General features: G+C 69.6%; 24 protein-coding genes. 12 read left to right on the forward strand and 12 right to left on the reverse strand.

Annotated features, from left to right (window positions below; all coding sequences use genetic code 11):
• Window positions 1-274: 274 nt before the first annotated feature.
• Window positions 275-1795 carry an SDR family NAD(P)-dependent oxidoreductase gene (locus ACLKOY_RS09760; protein ID WP_436453447.1) on the reverse strand — a complete coding sequence of 507 codons (1521 nt, stop codon included), beginning with the start codon at window positions 1793-1795 and terminating at the stop codon, window positions 275-277.
• Window positions 1796-2064: 269 nt separating this feature from the next.
• Here ACLKOY_RS09760 and ACLKOY_RS09765 point away from each other — a divergent pair, with 269 nt between their 5' ends.
• From ACLKOY_RS09765 to ACLKOY_RS09780, 4 genes are all read left to right on the forward strand, one after another.
• Complete coding sequence (locus ACLKOY_RS09765; RefSeq protein ID WP_436453448.1) at window positions 2065-3129, forward strand: M4 family metallopeptidase; 1065 nt, start codon at window positions 2065-2067, stop codon at window positions 3127-3129.
• Window positions 3104-3409: a protealysin inhibitor emfourin gene (locus tag ACLKOY_RS09770; protein ID WP_436453449.1), complete on the forward strand. Its 306-nt coding sequence runs from the start codon at window positions 3104-3106 to the stop codon at window positions 3407-3409. Before ACLKOY_RS09765 ends, ACLKOY_RS09770 begins: the two co-directional genes overlap by 26 nt.
• A gap of 78 nt (window positions 3410-3487) precedes the next feature.
• Window positions 3488-3817: a hypothetical protein gene (locus tag ACLKOY_RS09775; RefSeq protein WP_436453450.1), complete on the forward strand. Its 330-nt coding sequence runs from the start codon at window positions 3488-3490 to the stop codon at window positions 3815-3817.
• Window positions 3818-3891: 74 nt separating this feature from the next.
• Window positions 3892-4137 carry a hypothetical protein gene (locus ACLKOY_RS09780; RefSeq protein WP_436453451.1) on the forward strand — a complete coding sequence of 82 codons (246 nt, stop codon included), beginning with the start codon at window positions 3892-3894 and terminating at the stop codon, window positions 4135-4137.
• A gap of 21 nt (window positions 4138-4158) precedes the next feature.
• Here the strand turns inward: ACLKOY_RS09780 and ACLKOY_RS09785 are convergent, their stop codons facing one another.
• On the reverse strand, window positions 4159-5211 hold the full coding sequence (locus tag ACLKOY_RS09785) for a mechanosensitive ion channel family protein (RefSeq protein ID WP_436453452.1): 1053 nt from the start codon (window positions 5209-5211) through the stop codon (window positions 4159-4161).
• Between the two features lie 82 nt (window positions 5212-5293).
• Between ACLKOY_RS09785 and ACLKOY_RS09790 the strand changes: the two genes are divergently transcribed.
• Both ACLKOY_RS09790 and ACLKOY_RS09795 read left to right on the forward strand, forming a co-directional pair.
• Window positions 5294-6058, forward strand: coding sequence for a ribonuclease H family protein (locus ACLKOY_RS09790; RefSeq protein ID WP_436453453.1), 765 nt, complete (start codon window positions 5294-5296; stop codon window positions 6056-6058).
• 44 nt (window positions 6059-6102) lie between these two features.
• Window positions 6103-6519 (forward strand): DoxX family protein, encoded by a 417-nt coding sequence (locus ACLKOY_RS09795; protein WP_436453454.1) that lies wholly within the window; start codon window positions 6103-6105, stop codon window positions 6517-6519.
• 184 nt (window positions 6520-6703) lie between these two features.
• Here ACLKOY_RS09795 and ACLKOY_RS09800 read toward each other — a convergent pair whose 3' ends face one another.
• Window positions 6704-7681: an SRPBCC family protein gene (locus ACLKOY_RS09800; RefSeq protein WP_436453455.1), complete on the reverse strand. Its 978-nt coding sequence runs from the start codon at window positions 7679-7681 to the stop codon at window positions 6704-6706.
• 1 nt (window position 7682) lies between these two features.
• The gene (locus tag ACLKOY_RS09805) at window positions 7683-8084 is read right to left on the reverse strand and encodes an ArsR/SmtB family transcription factor (protein ID WP_436453456.1); all 402 of its coding nucleotides are present in this window, start codon (window positions 8082-8084) and stop codon (window positions 7683-7685) included.
• Between the two features lie 128 nt (window positions 8085-8212).
• Here ACLKOY_RS09805 and ACLKOY_RS09810 point away from each other — a divergent pair, with 128 nt between their 5' ends.
• Window positions 8213-9259 carry an NAD(P)-dependent alcohol dehydrogenase gene (locus tag ACLKOY_RS09810; protein WP_436453457.1) on the forward strand — a complete coding sequence of 349 codons (1047 nt, stop codon included), beginning with the start codon at window positions 8213-8215 and terminating at the stop codon, window positions 9257-9259.
• A 61-nt stretch (window positions 9260-9320) separates the two neighbouring features.
• On the opposite strand, the gene ACLKOY_RS09815 is transcribed toward ACLKOY_RS09810, so the two are convergent.
• Complete coding sequence (locus tag ACLKOY_RS09815; RefSeq protein ID WP_436453458.1) at window positions 9321-10004, reverse strand: class I SAM-dependent methyltransferase; 684 nt, start codon at window positions 10002-10004, stop codon at window positions 9321-9323.
• A gap of 38 nt (window positions 10005-10042) precedes the next feature.
• On the opposite strand from ACLKOY_RS09815, the gene ACLKOY_RS09820 reads away from it, so the two are divergent.
• Window positions 10043-11533, forward strand: a complete 1491-nt coding sequence (locus tag ACLKOY_RS09820) for a dihydrolipoyl dehydrogenase family protein (protein ID WP_436453459.1) — start codon at window positions 10043-10045, stop codon at window positions 11531-11533.
• 12 nt (window positions 11534-11545) lie between these two features.
• Here ACLKOY_RS09820 and ACLKOY_RS09825 read toward each other — a convergent pair whose 3' ends face one another.
• A complete protein-coding gene (locus ACLKOY_RS09825; RefSeq protein WP_436453460.1) occupies window positions 11546-12187 on the reverse strand; it encodes a CDP-alcohol phosphatidyltransferase family protein in 642 nt (213 codons plus the stop codon).
• Window positions 12180-12899: a TVP38/TMEM64 family protein gene (locus tag ACLKOY_RS09830; RefSeq protein WP_436453461.1), complete on the reverse strand. Its 720-nt coding sequence runs from the start codon at window positions 12897-12899 to the stop codon at window positions 12180-12182. Before ACLKOY_RS09830 ends, ACLKOY_RS09825 begins: the two co-directional genes overlap by 8 nt.
• A gap of 75 nt (window positions 12900-12974) precedes the next feature.
• On the opposite strand from ACLKOY_RS09830, the gene ACLKOY_RS09835 reads away from it, so the two are divergent.
• The 4 genes from ACLKOY_RS09835 to ACLKOY_RS09850 are packed head-to-tail and all read left to right on the forward strand — an operon-like array spanning window position 12975 to window position 17092.
• The gene (locus ACLKOY_RS09835; protein WP_436453462.1) at window positions 12975-14216 is read left to right on the forward strand and encodes an ABC transporter substrate-binding protein; all 1242 of its coding nucleotides are present in this window, start codon (window positions 12975-12977) and stop codon (window positions 14214-14216) included.
• Window positions 14213-15088: an ABC transporter permease gene (locus tag ACLKOY_RS09840; RefSeq protein ID WP_436453463.1), complete on the forward strand. Its 876-nt coding sequence runs from the start codon at window positions 14213-14215 to the stop codon at window positions 15086-15088. The genes ACLKOY_RS09835 and ACLKOY_RS09840 overlap by 4 nt, the downstream gene beginning before the upstream one ends.
• Before the next feature lie 4 nt (window positions 15089-15092).
• A complete protein-coding gene (locus ACLKOY_RS09845) occupies window positions 15093-16046 on the forward strand; it encodes an ABC transporter permease (RefSeq protein ID WP_436453464.1) in 954 nt (317 codons plus the stop codon).
• A complete protein-coding gene (locus tag ACLKOY_RS09850) occupies window positions 16043-17092 on the forward strand; it encodes an ABC transporter ATP-binding protein (RefSeq protein ID WP_436453465.1) in 1050 nt (349 codons plus the stop codon). Before ACLKOY_RS09845 ends, ACLKOY_RS09850 begins: the two co-directional genes overlap by 4 nt.
• On the opposite strand, the gene ACLKOY_RS09855 is transcribed toward ACLKOY_RS09850, so the two are convergent.
• The 5 genes from ACLKOY_RS09855 to ACLKOY_RS09875 all read right to left on the reverse strand — a co-directional run bounded on the left by ACLKOY_RS09855 (window position 17093) and on the right by ACLKOY_RS09875 (window position 24410).
• Window positions 17093-18577: a hypothetical protein gene (locus ACLKOY_RS09855; RefSeq protein ID WP_436453466.1), complete on the reverse strand. Its 1485-nt coding sequence runs from the start codon at window positions 18575-18577 to the stop codon at window positions 17093-17095.
• A gap of 151 nt (window positions 18578-18728) precedes the next feature.
• Complete coding sequence (locus ACLKOY_RS09860) at window positions 18729-20834, reverse strand: heavy metal translocating P-type ATPase (RefSeq protein WP_436453467.1); 2106 nt, start codon at window positions 20832-20834, stop codon at window positions 18729-18731.
• 67 nt (window positions 20835-20901) lie between these two features.
• The gene (locus ACLKOY_RS09865; protein WP_436453468.1) at window positions 20902-23169 is read right to left on the reverse strand and encodes a heavy metal translocating P-type ATPase; all 2268 of its coding nucleotides are present in this window, start codon (window positions 23167-23169) and stop codon (window positions 20902-20904) included.
• A gap of 69 nt (window positions 23170-23238) precedes the next feature.
• Window positions 23239-24201 (reverse strand): heavy-metal-associated domain-containing protein, encoded by a 963-nt coding sequence (locus tag ACLKOY_RS09870; protein WP_436453469.1) that lies wholly within the window; start codon window positions 24199-24201, stop codon window positions 23239-23241.
• Entirely contained in the window at window positions 24198-24410 is a 213-nt protein-coding gene (locus ACLKOY_RS09875; protein ID WP_290163343.1) for a heavy-metal-associated domain-containing protein, read from the reverse strand. The genes ACLKOY_RS09870 and ACLKOY_RS09875 overlap by 4 nt, the downstream gene beginning before the upstream one ends.
• Window positions 24411-24536: the final 126 nt, after the last annotated feature.

Raw genomic sequence — 24536 nt, forward strand, 5'->3', positions numbered from 1 at the left:
CGGTTCCTGTCTGGGTGACCGGTTCCCTTCTATCGGGCTGACCGAATCCCGCTTGGCTGACCGCGAGGCGCGTTGAGCCAGCCATCCGGGGAATCGTCAGCCAGACCACCACGGCGAAGGCCTGGGATCGCCCGGGCCGGGATTCCACATGTCCACGTGGCTGACCGAATCCCGCTTGGCTGACCGGCGAGGCGCTTACAGCCAGCCATCCGGGGAATCGTCAGCCAGATGCCCGGATGCCGGATGCCGAACGCCGGATGCCCCAGGCCCGGACTCACCAGGGACTCGGCTCGTAGTCCTTCAGGAAGACGCCGTGGATGTCTTCGCCGGCCTCGCCGCGCACGATCGGGTCGTAGACGCGAGCGGCTCCGTCGACGAGGTCGAGCGGGGCGTGGAAGCCCTCCTCGGCCAGACGCACCTTCGTGTAGTGCGGCCGCTCATCGGTGATCCAGCCGGTGTCGACGGCGGTCATCAGGATGCCGTCGGTCTCGAGCATCTCACCGGCGCTGGTGCGCGTGAGCATGTTGAGAGCGGCCTTCGCCATGTTGGTGTGCGGGTGTCCTGGGCCCTTGTAGCGGCGCGAGAACTGCCCCTCCATGGCCGAGACGTTGACCACGTACTTGCGGTTCGCCGACGACGCGGCCATCGAGGCTCGCAGGCGGCTGATCAGCAGGAACGGCGCCGTCGTGTTGGCGAGCTGCACCTCGAGCATCTCGAGCGGATCGACCTGGTCGATCGACTGCACCCAGCTGTTCGAGGTGTTCACGTCGGGCACGAGACCGCCGGCGTCGATCGCGGTGCCGTCGGCGTGCTTCTCGAGCGACGACGATCCGGGGGCCATCGCGAGACGTGCGAGATCTTCGGCGGTGAGTGCCTGGCCGCCCTGCTCGGCGACGGTGCCGCCGAGGGCTGCGACCGACAGCAGCGGGTGCGAGTCGACCGATGCCTGCAGGGCCTGCGGATGCGGGTCGACGGTGTGGCCGAACGTCTCCATCTCGGGCAGCGGACCGTCGGGAAGCGGCTGCAGTTCGGCATCCGCCAGCAGTGAGTAGGAGCCGGGAGAGCGTCGCACGGTCTGCGCGGCGTTGTTGATCAGGATGTCGAGCGGCCCCTGAGCCGCGACCGAGTCGGCGAGACCGATCACCTGGGCGGGGTCGCGCAGGTCGATGCCGACCACACGCAGGCGGTGCAGCCAGTCACCCGAGTCAGGCAGCGCCGAGAAGCGGCGAACCGCGTCGCGTGGGAATCGCGTCGTGATCGTGGTGTGCGCGCCGTCGCGCAGCAGCCGCAGCGCGATGTGCATGCCGATCTTGGCGCGGCCGCCGGTGAGCAGCGCGCGCTTGCCGGTGAGGTCGGTGCGGGCGTTGCGCTTGCCGTGGCTGAAGCGCGCGCAGTCGGGGCAGAGCTGGTGATAGAACGCGTCGACCACCGTGTACGGCTGCTTGCAGATGTAGCAGTTGCGGGGCTTGAGCAGTTCGCCGGCGATCGGGGCGTCGACGACGCTGGTCGCCAGGTCGTGGCCGCGGGTCTCGTCGTCGATGCGGTCGGGGGCGCCGGTGGCGGTGCGGGCGACGACGGCCCTGTCGGCGTCGGCGATGGCATCGCGGATCTCTTTGCGACGCACGCGCTTGACGGCCTTGAACATCGCGGCGGTCGCATGGCGCACGGCCACGAAGTCGGGGTGCTCGTTGTCGATCTGGTGCAGTTCCGAGAGCACCCGCAGCGTGGTGGCGAGGTCTTCGGGGTCGATGCCGGGTCCGAGGTCGGGTGCAGCGTCGGAGGGAGCATCGGTCATTGTGCCGATTTTACGCGAGATCGCGGGCGTGGTTCCTGGGAGCGCCAGTGCGGCGTCGGGCAGCCCAGGTCGCTTGCCGCGGCGCTGCCCAGGCCGCTTGCCGCGGCGCTGCCCAGGTCGCTTGCGGCGGCCATGTGCGCCAGAGAAGGCCGGATGCCGTGAATCCGGCCTTCTCGGGTGCATTCGGCCCTGCGTGGCGTACGCCGCATCAGCCCGCCGAACCGCATCGCCCTTGCCAGAACGTCGGACCCCCGGCGTAGGGTCTGAACATGAGCAGCCACACCGAAATACCAGGAGTCGTCCCTTCGTACCTGCTCGCGCGCCTCGCCGAGTCGGGCCGCTACCCCCGTGCCGCCGCCGCCGCGCGGCAGACGCTCACGGCAGGCAGACCGCCGTTCCGTGCCCGCCTCGACCTCTCGATCGACGAGAACGGCGACCTGGTCGCCGAGCTCTCCGATGCCCCCAACCGCACGATCAGCGACGCCGGCAACACGCAGAACCTCCCTGGCGCGATCGTCAGGACAGAAGACGACGGCCCGGTCGACGACGTGTCGGTCAACGAGGCATTCGACGGACTCGGGGCGACGTTCGAGATGCTGCTCTCGGCCTTCGGCCGCAACTCCCTCAACGACGCTGGGGCACCGCTCGACGCGACCGTGCACTACGGCGTCGACTACGACAACGCCTTCTGGGACGGCGAGCGCATGGTGTTCGGCGACGGCGACGGCGAGGTGTTCGTCGGCTTCACGTCGTCGACCACGGTCATCGGTCACGAGCTCGCGCACGGCGTCGTGCAATACACCGCCAACCTCGAGTACCAGGGGCAGCCGGGTGCGCTGAACGAGTCGATCGCCGACGTCTTCGGCGCGCTCACCGAGCAGTTTCTGCTCGGGCAGAGCGCGGACGAGGCGACCTGGCTCATCGGGGCAGAGATCTTCACGGATGCCGTGCAGGGCAGCGCCCTGCGCTCCATGATCGAGCCGGGCACCGCCTACGACGACGATGAGCTCGGCAAGGATCCGCAGCCGGCGCACATGAGCGACTTCGTCCGCACGACCGAAGACAACGGGGGCGTGCACATCAACTCGGGCATCCCCAACCGCGCCTTCGCCCTCTTCGCGATCGACCTCGGCGGCAAGGCGTGGGAGACCGCCGGAACCGTCTGGTATCGCGCACTCACCGGCGGACTGTCGAGCACCGCGAACTTCACCGAGTTCGCCGACGCGACGGTCGCCGCGGCATCCGCCATCGACGACGCCACGGGCGCAGCCGCTCGACGTGCGTGGGCGACCGTGGGAGTCTATGAAGATGAGCGAGTCCCCCGCACCGACTGACCCGCAGGTCGTCATCGCGGTGGTGCGCTCGGGCGGCATCGCCGGCATCCGCCGCAAGTGGCGGGTCGAACCCGACCCGGCCGAGACGAACCACTGGATCGCGATGATCGACAGCTGCCCGTGGGATGCCGACAGCGACGCCGATTCGGGCGCAGACCGCTTCGTCTGGCTGATCAGAGTGCGCACGCCGTCGGAAGAGCGCGAGCGCGAGCTTCCCGACTCCGCACTCGACGGCCCGTGGCGAGAACTCGTCGACGCGGTGCGTGCGGCATCCGCCTGACGCCCCGCACTGTGCGAGCCGACCGCACTGGATCGACATCGCTGTGGGTGATGGAATGACGACAAGAGGGGGAACATCATGCCGACGACCGAAGAGGCCACGCGCCTGCTGCAGCTGTCGCGGGACGCATACGACCGCGGCGATGCACTGCTGCACCTGCAGGCGGAGGTCAGTCGTCTGACCGGACAGCCGTCGTCATGGGGTTCGGCGGAGAACGACTTCGTGAGCGACGACCACGTCGGGTACTTCCTCAGCGAGATCGAGCGCATCGGCTGGCGGCTCGAGCACACGGGCTACACATTCGTGGAGTCCGGCGCGACGACTTCGGCGCGCATGCTGAGTACAGGAACCGGCGTGGTGAACCACGGCCATGTCGCGGGATACTTCACTTTCCGACGCGTCGGCTGACGGCATCCGCCTGAACCGATCAATCCGGTGTGAATCCGGTCGCCCTGCCGTGTGGCAGGTCGAGAATGGGACCCATGGGACTTTTCCAGCAGCGCACCGACGAAGAAGAGAACCAGTGGACTCTGCCGTCTGAGCCGCTCGAGCGTTCGGAGTCGGAGGTGCTCGACGAGGTGCCGGCCGTCGACCCGCTGTCGATCGGCCTGGGACTCGGCGCAGGTGTGTCGGTCAGTTCGGTCGCCTTCCCCGTCGCACTGCCCGCGCCCGAGTCGTTCTCGATCGAGAACCGCGAACCCGACCCCGAACCCGAACCCGAAGACTGACGTCGGCGACGGCTCGGGGCGTCAGTCCGCGAGCTGCGGCGCCAGATCCACCCGTGTGCGCGGAAGCGCATCAGGGTGCTCCCGCTGCAGCCAGCCGATGATCTTCTCCCGCACCTCGCAGCGCAGCGTCCACTGATCACCCGAGTCCTTGGCCGACATCACCAGACGCACGGTGACGAACCCGCCCTGCGCCTCCGTGACCGCCGCGTCGGACGAACGACCGTCCCACGCCGGTGATGCTTCGACGATGCGCTGGAACTCCTGACGCAGCTCGTCCATCGGCACCCGCCAGTCGAGATCAAGGTAGACCGTGCCGAGGATCTTGTCGGATTTCCTGGTCCAGGTCTCGATCGGCGTGGTCGTGAAGTAGCTGCAGGGCACGACGAGTCGCCGTTCATCCCAGATGTAGACGACCACGTACGAGAGGTTGATCTCGCCGATACGCCCCCACTCCCCCTGGATGACCACGACGTCGCCCACTTTGACGGCATCCGTGAACGCCACCTGCACGCCTGCGATGAGGTTGCCGAGGATCGACTGCGCGGCCAGGCCGGCGATGATGCTGACGATGCCGGCGGATGCGAGAAGGCTCGTGCCGACCGCGCGCATCTCGGGGAACGTGAACAGCACGGTGCCCAGCGCGAGGACGCCGATCGTGACCAGCACGAGGCGGTGGATGACGAGGAGCTGCGTGCGACGACGACGCGCCTCTGGACCCACGAGCACCGTCTCTTCGCGATCGATGAGCCTTTCGAAGCCGAACGAGACCGATGCGGCGAGAAGCCACGACCCGGCCAGGATCGTGGCGATCAAGAAGATCCTCGAGACCGCCGGCCACCACGACTGCTCTGCGGGTTCGGTGACCGACGCGGCGATCCAGATCGCGACCACCGCCGCCGTCACGATCATCGCGTTGCGCACCCGACGGGCGAGATCACGCACCCACGGCACTCGCCGGCTGATCAGGGCGGCGACCAGAGCAAGCAGGGCGAGTGCGGCTGCGGCGACGACGATCGCGGTGCCGATCGCCACCGCGCTGCCGATCCAGGAGTTCAAGGTGAAGTCGGAAGGCATCCGCCCACACTATGTCGGGAGCGTTGCCCACGCGAACGCACCCGCGACGGGCGGTGTCGCCGGGCGCGGCTACGGTTGAGGGATGACGATCACCGCCGCCGCAGACGGCTCTGCCCTGGGCAACCCCGGCCCCAACGGCTGGGCCTGGTACATCGACGACGACAACTGGGCCGCGGGCGGATCACCGCACGGCACCAACAACCAGGGTGAGCTGCGGGCCGTGCTCGAACTGCTGCAGGCGACCGCGGGCATCTCCGAGAAGCTGATGATCGAGTGCGACAGCCGCTACGTGATCGACTCGGTGACCAAGTGGATGCCGGGGTGGAAGCGCAAGGGCTGGCGCAAGTCAGACGGCGGGGCGGTGCTCAACCGCGATCTGCTCGAGGGCATCGACGAGGCCATCCGCGGGCGCGACGTCGAGTTCTCCTGGGTCAAGGGCCACGCCGGCCACCCCCTGAACGAGGCCGCCGACGAGCGCGCGAACGCTGCGGCCAAGGCCTACCAGGCGAAGCAGGAGCCGCGCCGGGGCCCCGGTTTCACGATGGCGACGGATGCCGGGGCTGCCGCCGCGGCATCCGCACCGATCGCTGCGGCGGCGCCGGCATCCGATGCCTCCTCGGCCACCGCTCCTGCCACCGCCTCGACGCCTTCCGCCCCCGCCGCCGCGACGGTCGTCGCCGAGCCGCTCTGGGCCGAGGCATCCGATCTGCTCGATGGCCTCGACGCCCCTGTCGACGATCCGATCGTCGTGAGCCTGGCACTCTCGAGCGATGAGCACGCGAGGTTGCGCGACAGCGCCGAAGCGCAGGGCATCTCGCTCGAAGAGGCGCTGCGCCGCCTGATCTGAGGCACACGGGGCTCCGGAAGCAGACGCCCGCGTACACTCGCACCATGTCGAAGAAGAATGTCGCGCGTACCGTCGGTCGGGTCTTCCTCGGTTCCTTCCTCCTGTTCGCCGGCGTCTCGCATCTGACGTTCGCGCGGGACGAGTTCCGGGCGCAGGTGCCGGACTGGGTGCCGCTGGATCCTGATGTGACCGTGCTCGCCTCCGGCGTCGTCGAGGTCGGTCTCGGCGCGGCCCTGCTCGTCGCGCGCAAGCGTCGCGGACTGGTCGGCGTGATCACCGCGCTGTTCTTCGTCGCGGTCTTCCCCGGCAACATCGCACAGTGGACGGAGCACCGCGATGCCTTCGGCCTCGACACCGACATGAAGCGCTTCGTGCGCCTGTTCTTCCAGCCCGTGCTCATCGCACTCGCGATCTGGTCGACGCGCACGCCGCGCCGCGCCGATCACAAGGCCGCGCTCTGACGTCTCCCGCTTGAGCGGGCGGCCGGTGCAGCCGGTGGTGCGGCTGCGGCCGGTGGTGCGGCTGCGGCCGGTGCGGGGTCACTTGTGCACCGGAAACCCGCGGATGCGGTGCACTATTGACCCCACAGCGAAGCCGGGATGCGTTATCGACCCCGCACCCCGGCCGCGCCGGCGCTGACGAACGTCAGACCGCGAGCAGCTCCCGCTCGAGGCGTGCGTACGACGTCTCCATGCCGTCGGCCATGCCGGTGGCGAGGATCATGTCGCGCGTCTCCTTGTCGGGGTACTCGATGTAGAGGGTGATCAGCGTCGCGCCGTCCTCTTCGTAGAGGTTGAGGTCGTTCAGCGTCTCGACAGGCATCCCGATCATCCGCTCGGTCTGCACCGACCGACGGGGCGCGTCGATCAGCAGCGCCTCGCCCTCGAATCCGAACGGCTGCCCCTCGGTGTCGCCCACCGGCGCCCACGAGTTGCGGTAGGTCTGGCCCACCTCGGTAGCGACGACGCACTCGGTCATCTCCCACCCGTCGGGGCCGAGCAGCCACTGCTTCATGAGCTCGGGGTCGTTGTGCGCACGCCACACCAGGTCGCGCGGACCCTCGACGAGACGCGTGATGCGCACATGGGTGTCGTCGAGCAGCTCGACCTGCGTGCCCTTGCCCTGCGCGTAGTCGCGGAGGTCCTGCAGCACAGCGTCGAGCTGGCTCATCGCGAGCTTCGTGCCCTCGACCGCGCCCATCGACACGACCTGCTCGAGTGCATCGGCAGATGCGAAGTGGCTCGTGGTGACCATCCGTGTGCCCTGATCGGTGGGCTCGAACGTGAACACCATGCGCATGGAGGGCAGGTCGGGGTCGGGCGTGCCGTCTTCGTCGGCGAACGCGTCGAGCACCTCGAAGCCATGCGGGGCATCGATGCGCAGGAACTCCCAGGTGCCCGAGGCCTTCTCGCCTCGCGGTCCGTTCATCGTGTAGTTGGCCTTGCCGCCGACGGTGTGGTCCCAGGCGGTGAAGGTCGCCGGCCATCCGGGAGGACCCCAGAAGCGCTCGAGCTGGCGCGGGTCGCTGTAGGCGTCCCAGACCCGCTCGACGGGGGCCGCGAAATCGGCGACGACGGTCATGGTGAGGTTGTCGGCATCGGTGGTGACATCCGTGACGGGCATGTCAGTCTCCTTCTTCGGTTCGTGGATCTTCGGTGGTGTCGGTCGGGGTGGTGTCTTCACGAGGCGCCGGCTTCTCGGCCAGCAGCTCGTCGAGTCGGGCGATGCGCGACCGCCACAGCTCTTCGTATCGGGCGAGGAGCGCCCTGGCGCGGGCGATCATCTCGGGGTTCGCGCGGACGAGCCGCTCGCGTCCCTCGGCGCGCTTGACGATGAGATCCGCCGCTTCGAGCACGGCGACGTGCTTCTGCACCGCGGCGAACGACATCTCGTATTCGGAGGCGAGGGTCGAGACGGACTGCTCCCGCTCGATCGTCCGGCGCAGGATGTCACGCCGGGTCGACGTCGCCAGTGCGTGGAACACACGGTCGACCTCCGCTTCACTCAGTTCTCTTTGTGCAACCATTTGGTTGTACGTTATGCCTGAGTGGAGTGGTTGTCAAGAGGTTCGATAATTGAAGGGACAGGTTCGAGCGCTCCCGCCTTCCGCACCGCGCGGCAGACCATTCGTTCTGTCGGAAAGAAGGCACATTCATGAAAGCTCTCCGCTACGTCGAGATCGGCAAGCCCCCCGTCGTCGTCGACATCCCCATCCCGAAGCCCGGCCCCGGCCAGGTGCTGCTCAAGATCACCGCGGGCGGCGTCTGCCACTCCGACGACTACGTCATGGGCCTCCCCGAGAAGGACTACCTCGAGCAGAGCTACCCGCTGCCGCTGACGCTCGGTCATGAAGGCGCGGGCATCGTGCACGAGATCGGCGAGGGCGTCGACTCGACGCTCAAGGTCGGCGACGCCGTCGCGGTCTACGGGCCGTGGGGTTGCGGCCGCTGCCACAACTGCTCGCAGGGCATGGAGAACTACTGCACCAACGCTGCCGCCGAGGGCATCCGCCCTCCCGGTCTCGGCAGCCAGGGCTCGATGGCCGAGTACATGATCGTCGACGACGCCCGCCACCTCGTGCCGCTCGGCGACCTCGACCCCGTGCAGAACGTCTCACTGACGGATGCCGGCCTCACCCCGTACCACGCGATCAAGCGCTCGCTCCCGAAGCTCGGTGCCGGCACCTTCGCCGTGGTCATCGGCACCGGCGGGCTGGGTCACGTCGGCATCCAGATCCTGAAGGCGATCTCGGGCGCCACCGTGATCGCCCTCGACGTGAACGACGAGAAGCTCGCCCTCGCCACAGAAGTCGGCGCAGACCACGTGCTGATCAGCGATGCCTCCGCGGCAGAGAAGATCCGCGAGATCACCGGCGGCTTGGGTGCGAACGCCGTGTTCGACTTCGTCGGGGCGAACCCGACGATGGCCCTGGCGCAGAGCGTTGCAGCACTCGACTCCGACGTCACGATCGTCGGCATCGGCGGCGGAACCATGAGCCTCGGCTTCGGCTCGATCGCCTACGACGCCGCCGTGCGCATCCCCTACTGGGGTTCGCGCTCCGAGCTCATCGAGGTGCTGGAGCTCGCACGTGCCGGCAAGATCCACGTGCAGACCGAGACCTACTCGCTCGACGACGGCCCGAAGGCCTACGAGGATCTCGCCGCGAACAGCATCCGCGGCCGAGCCGTCATCGTCCCGTGACTCACGAGCGCCGTGCGGTCGGGCACCGACCGCACGGCGCTCCGGTCACCCCCCGGTCAGGTCAGAGCGGTGAACCGCCGTCGACCGTCGCAACGACCGCGACGATGTGCCCGCCCTTGCGCTCGACCCGGCGTACCGACGCGGGGTCGACTGCATCGCGCTCGAGCATCCGCCACGGCCGTGCCGAGATGTCCGCTCCCCCGGTCGCGCACGCGAGACGCGCCAGCGGTGAGAGAACACGCCAGAACCCGTGCGGCGGCTGCATGTCGACGATGCACGCCTTCGAGCGGGGGCGCAGGCACGCTCGCGCTCGACGCCAGGCCTCTTCTCGCTCGGTGATCACGCTGAGCGAGTAGGTCGCGAGCAGAGCCTCCGCCCGGCCGTCGTCACCGCCGCGCAGCTCGGTCACGGCCTGGACCACCGCTTCGGGGCTCAGCTCTGCCGCATCCGCACGGATCAGGCGCACCCTGTCACCCCAGCCCTCGCGGTCGATCCGCTTCTGGGCCACGGCCAGCATCTCGGCGCTGCGATCGATGCCGATCACGACCCCCGACGGCCCCGTCGCGTCGAGCAGCAGCGCGAAGTTCAGACCGGTGCCGCATCCGAGGTCGACGACGGCGTCGCCGGTGCTCAGGTCGAGCAGAGAGATCCCCGCCAGGCGTCCGGCCCGATACACCGGGCGCTCACCGGAGAGCACGTCGTACCAGCGCGCACCCACGCCGTAGCGCCGCATCAATGCCGCCATCCGCCCTCCCGCTTCCGGGTCCACTCTAGGCTTCAGGCATGAGCACCCCTTCTCGCAGACCGGCGCGCGCACTGACCGCAGGTGAAGCAGGCGCACGCACGTGGGACCTGGTCGTGATCGGAGCCGGCAGCGCCGGACTCGTCGGGTCGCGCACCGCGGCTGCGCTCGGCGCGCGCGTGCTGCTGATCGAGGCGCACCGGTTCGGCGGCGAATGCCTGCACACAGGCTGCGTGCCGTCGAAGGCGCTCATCGCGTCGGCCGCCGCCGCGCACGCCGCGCGCAGCAGTGCAGGGCTGGGCGTGACAGCAAGCGAGGTCCGCGTCGACTTCCCCGCCGTCATGCAGCACGTGCACTCCGCGATCCATCGCATCGAGCCCATCGACTCCCCCGAGACACTCAACCGAGACGGCGTCCACACCCTCCTCGGTCGCGCACGGTTCGATGGCCCTCGATCCGTCGTGCTCGACGGCGAGCGCATCGAGTTCCGTGACGCGCTGATCGCCGCGGGAAGCACGCCGGTGCGCACGTCCGTCGAGGGCGAGGCGTCGATCGACGTGCTGACGAACGAGACGTTCTGGGATCTGGAGGAACTGCCCGCTCGGCTGCTGGTGCAGGGCGGCGGCGCGATCGGCTGCGAGATCGCGCAGGCGATGGCGCGTCTGGGCAGCGCGGTCACGCTGGTGCACCGCGGTGATCGGCTGCTTCCGAAGGAGGATGCCGCGGCGAGCGCCGTGGTCCTCGCATCCCTCCGCGCAGACGGGGTCGACGTGCGCCTCGGCGCGACGGTGAGCGCATTCGACTCCCCCGGAGCCGACGACGCTCCGTCGCCGTCGGGCACCGCGACGCTGAGCGACGGCACGCAGGTCTCTTTCGACCGCGCGCTGGCGGCGCTGGGTCGTCGCGTCGAGACCGCGGACCTCGGGCTGTCTGCAGCCGGTGTGCGCCTCGATCGCCGCGGGGCCGTCGACGTCGACGCCTCGCTGCGCACGTCGAACCCGCGCATCCGTGCCGCCGGTGATGTGACCCCGCTGCCGCGGTTCACGCACACCGCCGGCATGTACGGCAGCGTCGCCGCGACGAACGCCGTGCTCGGGCTCTCCCGAAAGATCGACGCCGACATCGTGCCACGCATCACGTTCACCTCGCCCGAGGTCGCGGCCGTCGGCATCACGCCGGATGCGGCTCGCGCACGGGGGATGCGAGTGATCGTGCATTCCCACGCTCATCTCGATCGGGCGATCGCCGACGGACACACCGACGGCTTCACGAGCATCGTCGTCGACCGGCGAGGCCGCGTCACCGGCGCCGTCATCGTCGGACCGCGGGCAGGAGAGTCGCTCGCGGAGTACACCGTGGCGGTCAAGACCGGCATGAACGTGCGCACGCTGGCGACGACGATGCACGCGTACCCGAGCTACTCCGACGCCGGGTGGAATGCCGTCGTGAAGGAGGCGCAGCGCGGCCTCCGCGGCGGAGCCGTCGCATTCGGCATCCGCGTCCTGGGCCGCATCCATCGTCGCCGCGGCTGAGCCCGGCCCGACTCAGCGCAGGCTGCGATAGCCGACGACGATGCGCTGCACAGCGCTGACGGCCACGAAGAGCGCCCACACCAACGCGATCTGCCACGCCCAGAACGGCAGGATGAGCCACAGCGCATGCACGGCGATGGTCTCGGTGCCCTCGGCTATCCGCCCGAGGAAGGAGAGCGACCGCCCGTCGTCTATCGTTCGCCCGGTGCGCTCGGCGATCGACGAGAAGGCGAGGAAGGCCGTGCCGTTCACGTAGTAGACGAGGAGCACGAGCAGGAACGGCCACCACGGAGCCCCGAACTGAGTCGTGACTCCGAAGGCGACTCCGACGACCGTCGCGCCATAGACGACGAAGTCGGCGGTGATGTCGAGGAATCCGCCCGCGTGGGAGGGGGCGGATTCCTGTCCCTGCGACTCAGCCAGCCGTCGACGGCGCCGGGCGAGGGTGCCGTCGAGACCGTCGGCGATCCGAGAGACGAGCCACAGCACGAGGGCGACCCACCACAGCTGGAACCCGGCTGTGACGGCCGATGCGACGCCGAGCGCGAGTCCGAGCACCGTCAGGCGGTCGGGAGTGATGCCCGGGCGGTCGAGGGCGGCGGCCGTCGCCTCGAGCGGTCGGGCGAGCACGGCCCGCAGCGAACGATCAAGCATCATGACCGCCTTCGGTCTGCTGTGCCGACGACGAGCGGCCGCCGTCACGACGCCGCAGGATCGCCGCCGTCACGACGCCGCCGAGGATGAGCACGCCCAGCACCGCCACCGCGATCCAGAACGGCGGCCCGAGCTCGAGTCCGAACGCGCCGAGCGCCACATAGGCGGCGGACCCGGGAAGGATGCCGATGGCCGTGCCCAGCGCGTAGTCGCGTCGCCGCACCGCCGTCAGGCCGGCGCCGTAATTGATGAGCGTGAACGGGATGATCGGCACCAGTCGCGCTCCGAGCACCGCGAGGAAACCTCGGTGCGCCAGCGCGGCGTCGAGGCGCGCGACCCGTGCACCGGTGAGGCGTTCGACGGCCTCCCTGCCGAGCGCTCGACCGATCACGAACGACGCTGCGGCGCCCAGCAGGGCACCGACGTAGACGAGCACCAGGGCGAGCCAGAAGCCCCACACGAGACCGGCGGCGATCGTGAGCAGATTCTTGGGAACGGGCGTCAGCGTGAGGGCGGCGTATCCGACGACGAAGAGCAACGCGCCGCCCGGCCCTAGGCCTGCCGCCCAGTCACGCACCGCGTCGATGTCGCTCGGAGCGAGGAAATACCCAACCGTTCCGACGAGGGCGACGAACAGGAGGAGAAGCACGAGGCGGACGATCGCCGACCGCTTCGAGGGGGCGTCTCTGACACGCGAATCACCAGCGTCCACAGCATCCTCCCCGACTCCTATACCCTAGCCCGGCGCGATATGCCGATACACCGATTCCGAAGCGAGGAACCCCTGATGAGCAGCATCGCACGACGACCTCGGAGAACCGCAGCCCTCGCTCTCGCCGTGCCGCTGCTCGCCCTCACGGCCTGCGCGGCACCCGAGAGCAGCGCGTCGACGGCATACGACGACTGGGATGCCGTGCTCGCGGATGCCGAGGGTCAGACCGTGCAGCTGTGGATGTACGGCGGCGACGCCCAGGGCAACGCCTATGTCGACGACATCCTGGCCCCCGCCGTGGCGGAGTACGGAGTGACGCTCGAGCGCGTGCCCGTGACCGATACGGGGGATGCGCTGAACCGCGTGTTCACCGAGATCCAGGCCGGCCGCGAAGACGGCACGGTCGACCTGATCTGGGTCAACGGCGACAACTTCCGCACCGGCAAGGAGGCCGATGCCTGGCTGTGCGGCTGGACCGACCTGCTGCCGTCGATGACTGCCACCGACCCCGACGACCCGCTGCTGCAGTCGGACTTCGGCACGCCCGTCGACGGCTGCGAGGCCCCGTGGCACAAGGCGCAGTTCACGCTCGCCTACAACGCCGAGGCGATCCCCGACCCGCCGACGACCCTCGCCGGGGTGCTCGACTGGGCCGAAGCCCACCCCGGACGCTTCACCTACCCTGCCCCGCCGGACTTCACCGGTTCGGTGTTCGTTCGCGAGGTGCTGGCGAGCGTCTCGGGCGGCGCCGACGAGGTGCCCGCGGCGTACTCGGACGAGGCCTTCGACGAGCTGAGCCCTGCTCTCTACGATCGGCTGAGCGAACTCGCCCCGAGCCTGTGGCGCGGGGGCGACACATATCCCGCGAACGAGGCCGAGCTGGGCCAGCTCTTCGCCGACCGTCAGATCGACATCACGATGACCTACGGCCCCGCGACCCTCACGGATCTCGTCGCCGACGGGACGTACCCGCCGGAGACCACCGTGCTGCCGCTCGAAGACGGCACCGTGGGCAACGCGAGCTTCCTCGGCCTGCCGGCGAACTCGGACTCGATCGCGGGCGCCATGGTCGTCGCGAACGTCGCACTCTCGGTCGAACAGCAGGTCGCGAAGGCGCAGCCGGATGTGTGGGGCCAGTTCACGGTGCTCGACATCGAGAGCCTGCCGGATGACGACCGCGCCCTGTTCGACGCCCTCCCGACGTCGCCGGTCGTGCCCGGGTACGAGGTGCTCTCCGAGAACGCGCACGGTGAGCTCGCTGCCGAGTGGGTCCCCGCGCTCGATGACGGCTGGCGGACGGGCGTGCTCGACCGATGAGCTTCGCGCCGGTGGCGCGCCGTCGTGGGAGCGCCCGTCAGCTCCTCCGCGGCACGCTGCTGGTGCTCCCCGCCGCCCTCGCGACGCTGCTCGTCGTGGGCGGCGGCATCGGCGCCACGCTGCTCCAGGCCCTCGGACTCATGCCCATCGCGGGTCCGGTGACCCCCGGGATCGACGCCTTCCTCGCGCATCCGCGCGACCTCGCCGCCGCGACGGGCGTGTCGATCGCCGTCGCCGCGGCGTCGACCGTGATCGCCGTCGTCGTCGGCACGGCCGCTGCGGTCGTCATCGCGTCGGGTCGGGCGGGCAGTCGCCTGCTCGCCGCCCTCGGCGCGACGACCGTGACCGTGCCGCATCTCATCGGCGCCGCGACCGTCGGGCTGCTGCTCTCCGACGCCGGCGTCCTGCCCCGATTGCTCGGGATCCCGCCCGAGTCGTGGGCCTCCTGGGTGGGCGGCCCGTTGTGGGGCGCAGTGATCGCCGAGTTCGCCTGGAAGGAGTCCGCCTTCGTCGCGCTCGTCGTCACAGGCACCCTCGCCACCCGGATCGCCACCTACGACGAGGCGGCCGCGCTCCTGGGCGCCGGCCGGTGGCGCCGCTTCCGCCATGTGCTGCTGCCCCTGACCGCGCCGACCATCGTCATCTGCGCCGCGATCAGCTTCGTCTACGCGCTGGGATCGTACGAGGTGGCGTGGCTGCTCGGACGCACCTACCCCGAGCCCCTGCCCGTGCTCGCCGTGCGGCTGTTTCAGGGTGTCTCTCTGGCGTCCCGTCCCGAGGCGGCCGCGGTCGCGCTCGTGACGTGCGCGATCTCGCTCGCCGTCGTGGCCCTCACCTTCGCGGCGCTCCGGCGCACGGCCGTCTGGCGGTGACCGGATGCCATCGCGAACCCTGCCGATGCAGAGCACCACCACGCAGAGCGCCCTGACGACGCAGAGCACCCTCACCACTCCACGAGGCACCGGTCGTGTCATCCGCGTGGCGCTGACGGTCCTGCTGGTGGCCTGGTTCGCACTGCCGTTCCTGCCCCTGGTGCTCTGGTCCTTCGCCGACGCCTGGTCGTTTCCGTCTCCCCTGCCCACGGCATGGGGCGTGCGCGGTGTCGAGGATGCTCTGGGCTTCGGCCTGCTGCCCGGAATCGGCCGCTCGGTGCTCCTCGGCCTCGCGGTCGCCGCGATCGCCACGCCGTTCGGCGCCCTCGCCGCGCGGGCACTGACCTTCGGGGCTGTGCCATTCCCCCGGACCGTCTCGGCGCTGCTGCTCGCCCCCATCGCCCTGCCGCCGTTCGCCGCTGTACTCGGCGTCAACGTGCTGCTGCTGCGCGCCTACGTGCCTCCGATCGTCGGCGTGGTGCTCGTGCTCGTCGTGCTGGCGCTGCCCTACACGACCTTCGTGATGCGCGCGGCCTACGGCGCCTATGACCTGTCGTACGAAGAGGAGGCGCGGCTGCTCGGCGCCTCTCCCGCCCAGGTGCTGCGACGCGTGCATCTGCCGATGATCGCTCCGGCACTCGCTCGCGCCGCGTTCCTCGCGTTCCTCGTCGCCTGGAGCGACTACATCGTGACCGTGATCGTCGGCGGCGGCGAGGTCGTCACGCTCCCGCTGATCGTCGCGGGCGCCGCCGCCGGGCTCGGCAACGACGCCGCGGTCGCCGTCATGTCGCTCGGAGCCGTGATCCCCCCGGTGCTGCTGCTCGTCGCCGTGCTGACGCTGCGCGGCTCGGCTCGGTCGGCCTCGAAGAGACGTCGCCCGTCGACTGCGATGCCGAGCACCGACACCGCCTCTGCCTCGCCCTCTGCCCACCCCACGACATCAGGAGCATCCGCGTGAGCGCCGACCTCGTCCTCGACGGACTCGACAAGAGATTCCCCGGCTCGCCCACACCGGCGCTGCACGCTTTCTCGCTCACCGTGGCCGCCGGCACGTGCACGGCCGTGCTCGGGCCCAGCGGATCGGGCAAGAGCACCCTGCTGCGAATCATCGCCGGGTTGGAGGAGCCGGATGCCGGAGCCGTGCGCATCAGCGGAAGGAATGTCGCAGGTGTCGCGGCCGAGCGCCGCGGGGTCGGCATGGTCTTCCAGCGCTCGCTGCTCTTCCCGCACCTCACCGCGCTCGACAACGTCGCGTTCTCCGACCGGGTGTCCGGCACGAGCCGCCGTGCCGCCAGGGCGCGCGCCGAGGAGTACCTCGAGATGGTGCAGCTGCGAGGGTTCGGCGACCGACGGGTCGGCGAACTCTCGGGAGGCCAGGAGCAGCGGGTCGCGATCGCTCGCGCCCTCGCTGCCGAGCCTGCCGTCCTCCTGCTGGACGAGCCGTTCAGCGCGCTCGACCCTGCCCTCCGCGGCGATATGCACGACCTGCTCGACGCGGTGCGGGCGGCGGTCTCACCCACGATCGTGCTCGTCACGCACGACCGAGACGAAGCGGCCAGGGCATCCGACCGCATCGCGCTGCTCGAGCACGGCGTGCTGCTGCACGAGGGCACCGTTCTCGACGCCTATCGCCGTCCGCAGAACCTGCGTGCGGCGCAGATCATGGGCGGCCGCAACGAGATCCCCGGCGAGGTGCGCGACGGCAGCCATCACAGCGCACTCGGCTCGGTGCCGGTGCCGCCCGAGACGCCCGACGGCCCCGGGACTCTCGTGATCCGGCAGGAGGACGTGGCCGTGCTCGACGACGCTGCCGGATCGACGGATGCTGCCGCGATCGCGGGGGTCGTGGAGTCGACGCGCGTGGCCGGTGCCCGATCCGAGATCGTCGTCCGCTGCGGAGACGCCCGTGTGCACGCAGAGGCTCCGCCGACGCAGCGGTGTCAGATCGGCGACCGCGTGCGGCTGGGGCTGCCGGTCTCAGCCGTGCATGTGGTCGCCGCCTGATCAGCGAGCGGCAGCTCGGGGCGCGCCCGTCTCCCGCACGCCCGTGAGACCTGAAGGCCGAGAGACCACCTGCGGTTCGGCGCCATCGCGGACCGAGGGGATCGGCAGCAGTCGTCGCAGTTCGATGTTCTCGATCGGGTCGAGAACGGAGTGCTGCACGCACGCCGGCACCAGGCGCCCGTCCTCCGGGTGCGCCATCGCGTACATGCACGAGCCGAGGCGCTCCTGCGTCTCCTTGAGCAGCGGGTCGTCGGCGACGATGCCCTGCTCCATGAGCTTCCACGCAGGGTCGACCTGCTCGGCATCCATGAAGTTGTGCACCACGAAGGTCTTGAACGAGACCTTGCCTCGGCGTGCCTCGCGCAGCACGCGACGCAGTCCGCCGGCACGGCGGAGCACGCGGCGGGCGAGGCCGATGAGCGGAGGAATGTCGCCCGGGTGGCCGGCGACCGCGCGCACGACCTTCACGACGAGCACCGGCTTCGGGATGCCACCGAAGATCATGCCGCCGAAGTGATCGAGGAACCGGTCGCGCGCCGCGATGTCCTTCGGGTCGTCGGGGTCGAGCAGCGCCGCGAAACCGCCGCCGACGCGCACGCCGACCGTCGACCGGTTGCACCGCGGGTCGCCGAACTGGGTCGCCTGCCAGGGCAGCTTGTGCCCCGCACCCGCCTCGATGCGCTCCCACACGGCGTCGATCGTGACCTCACCGAAGTCCTCCCGCCACCGCCGGTCGTCACCGATGAACGCGGCCGGCTGGAAGGACATCATGTCGAACGGCATCTCGAGCACGTCGCGGGTGACCTGCTCGACCTCGTCGACATTCGACGGCGTCACGGTCATGTTGTGCGCGAGGTAGCTGTCGACGCCATGATCGCGCTTGAGGTCGATGAACATCTGCGCGAACTTCTCGCGGAACGGGTTGAGCTCGGCCTCGCTGTGCGGCCGTACCGCACCCTTGCGACCCCTCATGAGCGAGTCGAAGTGAGCGGCGAACGACACCTTGTCGAACCTCGGCTTGCGATCCTCGTCGAGCACCACATCGAGCAGGTAGTCGTACTCGAAGTCGCCGTGGGTCATCGACATCGGCTCGCGGCCGACCGCGCGCATGGCGAGAAGCGCCTGCGCGTGATCTTCAGCCGACAACAGGCTGACTTCGCCGCCGATCAGCTGCGCGTGGGCCCGCGGGCCCCGGATCTGTCGCAGGTACGACATCTGACGCGCGACGTTGTCAATCGTGTGGTCGCCGTCGATGCGCACCTTGTTGGCGTCAGCCGAGTGGTAGCAGGGCGAGCACGTGAGGTTGCACTTGGGGAAAACGCCGTGCGTTCCCTCGCATCCGACGGCACAGCGGCCGAGCAGCTGGTTCGGCGTCTTCGCGTGCTCGGGCAGCTCCGACCAGCGGATGGCGAGAGCGCGGCGGGTCTCGGGATGGATCGGGCGCGTCTCGAGCTCGATCCGCTTGAGTGTCTGTGCGAGTCTCATGGGCTTCCTCTCGACCAGGCGAGCGTCCGCACCGTCGACGGGCTCGATGTCCGAGAGTTGTTCGACGCCGAACCGATCTCGGATTGCATCCGATTCTCGCACCACGTCTGCACTGCCGCACAGATGTCACGACATCTCTGCGATCAGTGTCTCACCGCCCCAGAACGGCCCGGACGCTCGCATCGGGAGACAGATCGATGCGCCGCAGGAGCTGCGCATTGAGAGCGACGACGATCGTCGACAGCGACATCAGCACGGCTCCGACCGACATGGGCAGGACGAATCCGACGGGCGCCAGGATGCCGGCGGCGAGCGGCACCGAGATCAGGTTGTACCCGGCCGCCCACCAGAGGTTCTGCCTCATCTTGCGGTAGGCGGCGCGGGAGAGCTCGATGACGGAGACCACCGAGCGGGGGTCGGAGCTCGCGAGTATCACTCCGGCCGAGGCGATGGCCACGTCGGTGCCGGCGCCGATCGCGATGCCGACGTCGGCCTGAGCGAGAGCGGGGGCGTCGTTGACGCCGTCGCCGACCATCGCGACCTTCTTGCCCTCGCCCTGCAGCTCCTTGACCTTCGCGGACTTGTCTTCGGGGCGCACCCCGGCGAACACCCGGTCGATGCCGAGCTCGGCCGCCACGGATTCGGCCACGGCCTGGGCGTCACCGGTGATCATGACCACTTCGACGCCGAGACGGTGCAGTGCGTCGACAGCGTCGCGAGACTCCGGGCGCACCTCGTCGGCGAGCTTCAGCCCTCCCGCCACCTGCCCGTCGACGGTCACGTGCAGGATGATGGCGCCCTCGCCTCGCCACCCGTCGGCGGCGGCGATGTCTCGGCCTCCGACCTCGTCGAGGAGCTTGGGCCCGCCCACACGGATCTCGCTGCCGTCGACGGTGGCGGTCACTCCCACCGCCGGAGACGACGTGAAGCCCGAGGCCTTCGACAGCGTCAGGCCTCTGTCTTCGGCGGCACGCACGATGGCGCGAGCCAGTGGATGCTCGCTGTCGGCCTCTGCGGATGCGGCGAGCGCGAGCAGGCGATCGGCGTCGATGCCACCGACCGGTTCGACGGCGGTCACGGTCGGGGCGCCCTTCGTCAACGTGCCCGTCTTGTCGAACAGCACGGCATCGACGGTGCGCATGCTCTCGAGCGCGAGGCGGTCCTTCACGAGCACACCGCCCCGGGCAGCGCGCTCTGTCGCGATCGACACGACCAGGGGGATCGCGAGACCGAGCGCATGCGGGCAGGCGATGACGAGCACGGTGATGCTGCGCACGACGGCGGCGTCAGGATCTCCGACGAGAGTCCACACGAGAGCGGTCACAGCCGCCGCGATCAGGGCGAACCAGAACAGCAGCGCGGCTGCCCGGTCGGCGATGCGCTGCGCCCGCGACGACGAGTTCTGCGCGTCGACCACGAGGCGCTGGATGCCGGCGAGGGCGGTGTCGTCGCCGGTGGCGGTGACCTCGACGCGCAGTCCCGAGTCGGTCGCGACCGTGCCCGCAGTCACGGTGTCGCCCGTCGTGCGGGTGACGGGGCGGGACTCGCCCGTCACCATCGACTCATCCATCGCGGCGGTCCCGTCGATGATGCGACCGTCGGCCGGAACGCTTGCTCCGGGGCGGATGAGGACGACATCGCCGACGACGAGGTCGGCGGGTGCGACCGTGACGATCTCGTCGCCGTCGATCCGTTCGGCCTCGTCTGGAAGCAGCGCGGCGAGGGAATCGAGCGCAGAGGTCGTCTGCGCGAGCGACCTCATCTCGATCCAGTGCCCCAGCAGCATGATGACGATGAGCAGCGCGAGCTCCCACCAGAACTCGAGTTCGTGATGGAGGAGCCCGAGGGTCGCGCCCCATGAGGCGAAGAACGCGACGGTGATCGCGAGGGCGATCAGCAGCATCATCCCCGGCTTGCGGGCCTTGAGCTCGCTGAGCGCACCCGTGAGGAACGGCCATCCGCCCCACGCGTACATGACGGTGCCGAGCGCGGGAGAGATGAACCGCGCCCAGTCGGCGACGTCGTAGCCGAAGATCATCGCGAACATCGGCGAGAACGCCACCACCGGCACCGCGATGACGAGGTTGATCCAGAACAGGCGCCGGAACTGGCCGACGTGGTCGCCGTGCCCGGCGTGACCACCGTGCCCCTCGTGCCCGGCGTGCCCCTCGTGACCTCCGTCTGCGTCCTGAGCGTGGTGATCGTGAGTGACGTGCTCGTCGCCGGTGGTTCCCTCGGCGTGGTGCGTGCTCATCATGAGTGCTGTCTCCCGTGTCGGGTGTGGATCTCAGTGTCTCTCTTCGGGGTGCGCGATATCGCCCGCGTCACCGCGTGACGACGCTCCGAAACCCCCGCAGGCGCAGGCTGTTGCCGACGACGAAGACGCTCGACAGTGCCATCGCCGCGCCGGCGAGCATGGGGTTGAGCATTCCGAGCGCGGCGACCGGGATGGCCGCGACGTTGTAGGCGAAGGCCCAGAACAGGTTGGTCTTGATGGTTCCGAGCGTCCTGCGCGAGAGGCGGATCGCGTCGACCGCGCTGCGCAGGTCTCCGCGGACCAGGGTGATGTCGGATGCTTCGATCGCCACGTCCGCCCCGGTGCCCATCGCGATGCCGAGGTCGGCCTGGGCGAGGGCGGGGGCGTCGTTGACGCCGTCGCCGATCATCGCGACGGTCTTGCCCTCGCGCTGCAACCGCGTGACGACGTCGACCTTGTCCTTCGGGAGGACCTCGGCGAAGACCTCGTCGATGCCCACCTCGGCCGCGATCCGCCTGGCGACCGCGTCGTTGTCTCCGGTGAGCAGGATGGGGGTCAACCCGATCGCCGTGAACTGAGCGATCGCTTCGGCGCTGCTGGGCTTCACCGTGTCGGCCACGACCAGGATGCCGCGCGCCTGGCCGTCCCAGCCCACAGCCACGACCGTCTTGCCCTCGCCCTCGGCGCGGGCCTTCGTCGATGCGAGCCCGGGGCTCAGCGTCTGCGACCACTCGGCGAGGAGCGAATCCCGGCCGACGAGCACGGCGTGACCGTCGACGATCCCCTGCACTCCCTTGCCCTCGATGTTCGCGAAGTCCTCTGGCATCGGCAGGGTCCCGACCTCCTGCGTCGCACCCTTGGCGATCGCCTGGGCGATCGGGTGCTCCGAGGCATCCTCCAGCGCACCGGCCAGCCGCAGGAGTTCCGCGCGGTCGGTGCCGGCTTCGACGACCACGTCGACGAGCGTCATCCTGCCGCTGGTCACCGTCCCGGTCTTGTCGAGCACGACGGTGTCGATCCTGCGGGTCGACTCCAGCACCTCCGGCCCCTTGATGAGCACTCCCATCTGTGCACCGCGCCCGGTGCCGACCAGCAGCGCAGTGGGCGTCGCGAGACCGAGCGCGCACGGGCAGGCGATCACGAGCACGGCGACCGCCGCGGTGAATGCCGCGCTCACGGGGAACCCCGCGCCGAGCCAGCCGCCCAGCGCGACGACGGCGATCACGATCACGATCGGCACGAAGACGCCCGAGATCCTGTCGGCGAGACGCTGCACCTCGGCCTTCCCGGTCTGAGCGTCCTCGACGAGCTGGGCCATCTGCGCCAGCTGGGTGTCGGAGCCGATCCGGGTCGCACGAACCACGAGCCGCCCGCCGACGTTGGTCGTGGCGCCGGTGACGGTGTCGCCCTCGGCGACCTCGACCGGCACCGCTTCACCGGTGAGCATCGATGCGTCGACGGCCGAGGTGCCCGAGACCACCACGCCGTCGGTCGCGATCTTCTCGCCCGGCCGCACGATGAACTGGTCTCCCACCCGCAGATCCTCGACCGGGATCTTCGTCTCCACGCCACCGCGCAGCACGGCGACGTCCTTCGCGCCGAGCTCGAGCAGCGCACGCAGGGCGGCACCCGCCTGCTTCTTCGACCGCTTCTCGAAGTAGCGTCCGGCGAGGATGAACATCGTCACGCCGGCGCCGACCTCGAGGTAGATGTTCGCGGCCCCGTCGGACGGGGCGAGCGAGAACTCGAACGGGTGCGTCATGCCGGGCGTGCCTGCCGTGCCGAAGAACAGCGCGTACAGCGACCAGAGGAACGCGGCCGATGTGCCCAGCGAGATGAGCGTGTCCATCGTGGCGGTGCCGTGCCTGAGGTTCATCCACGCGGCTCGGTGGAACGGCCACGCCGCCCAGACGATCACCGGGGCCGCCAGCGCGAGCGACGCCCACTGCCAGTACGTGAACTGCAGCGCCGGGACCATGGCCATCGCGATAACGGGCACCGTCAGCACGATCGCGCCGATCAGTCGGTTGCGCAGCGACCGCAGCTCAGGATCCGAGTCGGCATCCCCGGCTGACCCGGCATCGTTCTTCGCACCCTTCGGGGCGGGGATCGACGCCGAGTATCCCGTCTTCTCGACCTCGGCGATCAGCGCGGCCGGGTCGTAACCCTCCGGCACCGTGACCTTCGCCTTCTCGGTCGCGTAGTTGACGGTCGCCACGACACCCTCGAGCTTGTTCAGCTTCTTCTCGATCCGCATCGCGCAGGAGGCGCAGGTCATGCCGCCGATCTCCAGCTCGACTCCGGTCCCCGCGTTCGCAGGTGCTGACGTGCTCATGTTCGTTCCTTCTCTGGCTTGCAGCTGTGGGCCGCAGCGATCAGCTGCGGCAGGGGCGGGCTCGACGGGTCAGTGCCCGTCGTCGTGCGAATCGCCCTCCGACCCGGTCGAGCCGTGAGACTGACCGGCGTCGAGCACGAACTCTGCGCTGTGCACCGTGCCGTCGACCTGGAAGTCCAGGTACAGCAGGTAGCGCCCCGCGGTCGGAGCCTCGGCGGCGAACGCGATCTCGGGTCCCGACGTCTCCCCCGCTGCGGGCTCGTCGCCCGCGGCGTGCACGTGCAGGTACGCCAGGTCGCCGTCACGCAGTGCGACGAGGTGACCGAAGGCTCCCAGATACGGTTCCAAGGAAGTGACGGGTCTGCCGTCGCGAGTCACGGTGAAGGTGAGATCACCGATCGTGCCCGCCTCGAGATCCCCGTCGACCGAGACCGTGTAGCCGTCGACCTGCGCGACACGGGTCGGCTCCGGCGCGACGGGCGTGATCTCTCCCGCCACCTGAACCGTGCGGGTCAGCGTGAGCGACGCGGCATCGGCGCCTGCGGGCGTGAAGTCCGCGAAGACGCGATAGGTTCCGGCTTCCGTCCACTCCCAGGGCAGCGACCACGTTCCCGTGGCCTCGTCGAGCACCGGGTGCACGTGACGGAACTGGCTCCCGTCAGAGCGCACCACGATCAGGTGCAGCTCCTTCTCGTGCGCGGTCGCATAGGCCGTGACGGGGGTGCCGGCGGCGTCCTCGATCCGGAATGTCAGCTCACCGGGTTCGCCGGGGGATGCCGGAGCCGACACCGCTGACATCGCAAATCCGTCGACGCCGAGCGACAGGCCCTTCAGATCGTCCGCAGCGGCACTCACCGAGTCATCCGCGCCGGCAGTGCCTTCGACGTGAACATCGTGATCGTCCACTTCCGCACCCTTCGTCCAGTCGCTCACCGCGCTCGCGGGAACGATGACGCCGGCGAGCCCGAAGGCCGCGCCGAACGCCACCACGAGGCCCGCCCCGAAGAGGCCGAGCCGTGCGCCGGCGTTCATGCCGTCCGCACCGCCGAATAGCCTGCCTCTGCGACGGCGGCCAGGATCTGCGCATCGTCGACCGAGGCCGAGCCGGTGACGACGAGCTTTCCGGTCTGCGCGCTCACCTGGATGTCTTCGACACCGGGGATCTCGGAGACCTCTTCGCGCACCGACATCTCGCAGTGCCCGCAGGTCATGCCCGTCACCTGGAACTCGTTCTTCGTCATCATGTCTCCCTCTCTCGTTCTAGTACCCCTGGGGGGTATTAAGAACAAGCGTATACCCTCTCGGGGTATTCCGCGATGGGTCGATGACTTCGCGCGACCGCAGCCGTCGCGACGGCTACCTCATCA

The sequence above is a fragment of the Microbacterium sp. K2 genome (genome assembly GCF_051365005.1).
In the GTDB taxonomy this organism is placed as follows: domain Bacteria; phylum Actinomycetota; class Actinomycetes; order Actinomycetales; family Microbacteriaceae; genus Microbacterium; species Microbacterium foliorum_B.

Coding starts and splice junctions, on each gene's coding strand:
- ACLKOY_RS09760 (WP_436453447.1), bottom strand. CDS start 1,795: ATGACCGATGCTCCCTCCGACGCTGCACCCGACCTCGGACCCGGCATC.
- ACLKOY_RS09765 (WP_436453448.1), top strand. CDS start 2,065: ATGAGCAGCCACACCGAAATACCAGGAGTCGTCCCTTCGTACCTGCTC.
- ACLKOY_RS09770 (WP_436453449.1), top strand. CDS start 3,104: ATGAGCGAGTCCCCCGCACCGACTGACCCGCAGGTCGTCATCGCGGTG.
- ACLKOY_RS09775 (WP_436453450.1), top strand. CDS start 3,488: ATGCCGACGACCGAAGAGGCCACGCGCCTGCTGCAGCTGTCGCGGGAC.
- ACLKOY_RS09780 (WP_436453451.1), top strand. CDS start 3,892: ATGGGACTTTTCCAGCAGCGCACCGACGAAGAAGAGAACCAGTGGACT.
- ACLKOY_RS09785 (WP_436453452.1), bottom strand. CDS start 5,211: ATGCCTTCCGACTTCACCTTGAACTCCTGGATCGGCAGCGCGGTGGCG.
- ACLKOY_RS09790 (WP_436453453.1), top strand. CDS start 5,294: ATGACGATCACCGCCGCCGCAGACGGCTCTGCCCTGGGCAACCCCGGC.
- ACLKOY_RS09795 (WP_436453454.1), top strand. CDS start 6,103: ATGTCGAAGAAGAATGTCGCGCGTACCGTCGGTCGGGTCTTCCTCGGT.
- ACLKOY_RS09800 (WP_436453455.1), bottom strand. CDS start 7,681: ATGCCCGTCACGGATGTCACCACCGATGCCGACAACCTCACCATGACC.
- ACLKOY_RS09805 (WP_436453456.1), bottom strand. CDS start 8,084: ATGGTTGCACAAAGAGAACTGAGTGAAGCGGAGGTCGACCGTGTGTTC.
- ACLKOY_RS09810 (WP_436453457.1), top strand. CDS start 8,213: ATGAAAGCTCTCCGCTACGTCGAGATCGGCAAGCCCCCCGTCGTCGTC.
- ACLKOY_RS09815 (WP_436453458.1), bottom strand. CDS start 10,004: ATGGCGGCATTGATGCGGCGCTACGGCGTGGGTGCGCGCTGGTACGAC.
- ACLKOY_RS09820 (WP_436453459.1), top strand. CDS start 10,043: ATGAGCACCCCTTCTCGCAGACCGGCGCGCGCACTGACCGCAGGTGAA.
- ACLKOY_RS09825 (WP_436453460.1), bottom strand. CDS start 12,187: ATGCTTGATCGTTCGCTGCGGGCCGTGCTCGCCCGACCGCTCGAGGCG.
- ACLKOY_RS09835 (WP_436453462.1), top strand. CDS start 12,975: ATGAGCAGCATCGCACGACGACCTCGGAGAACCGCAGCCCTCGCTCTC.
- ACLKOY_RS09840 (WP_436453463.1), top strand. CDS start 14,213: ATGAGCTTCGCGCCGGTGGCGCGCCGTCGTGGGAGCGCCCGTCAGCTC.
- ACLKOY_RS09845 (WP_436453464.1), top strand. CDS start 15,093: ATGCCATCGCGAACCCTGCCGATGCAGAGCACCACCACGCAGAGCGCC.
- ACLKOY_RS09855 (WP_436453466.1), bottom strand. CDS start 18,577: ATGAGACTCGCACAGACACTCAAGCGGATCGAGCTCGAGACGCGCCCG.
- ACLKOY_RS09860 (WP_436453467.1), bottom strand. CDS start 20,834: ATGATGAGCACGCACCACGCCGAGGGAACCACCGGCGACGAGCACGTC.
- ACLKOY_RS09865 (WP_436453468.1), bottom strand. CDS start 23,169: ATGAGCACGTCAGCACCTGCGAACGCGGGGACCGGAGTCGAGCTGGAG.
- ACLKOY_RS09870 (WP_436453469.1), bottom strand. CDS start 24,201: ATGAACGCCGGCGCACGGCTCGGCCTCTTCGGGGCGGGCCTCGTGGTG.
- ACLKOY_RS09875 (WP_290163343.1), bottom strand. CDS start 24,410: ATGACGAAGAACGAGTTCCAGGTGACGGGCATGACCTGCGGGCACTGC.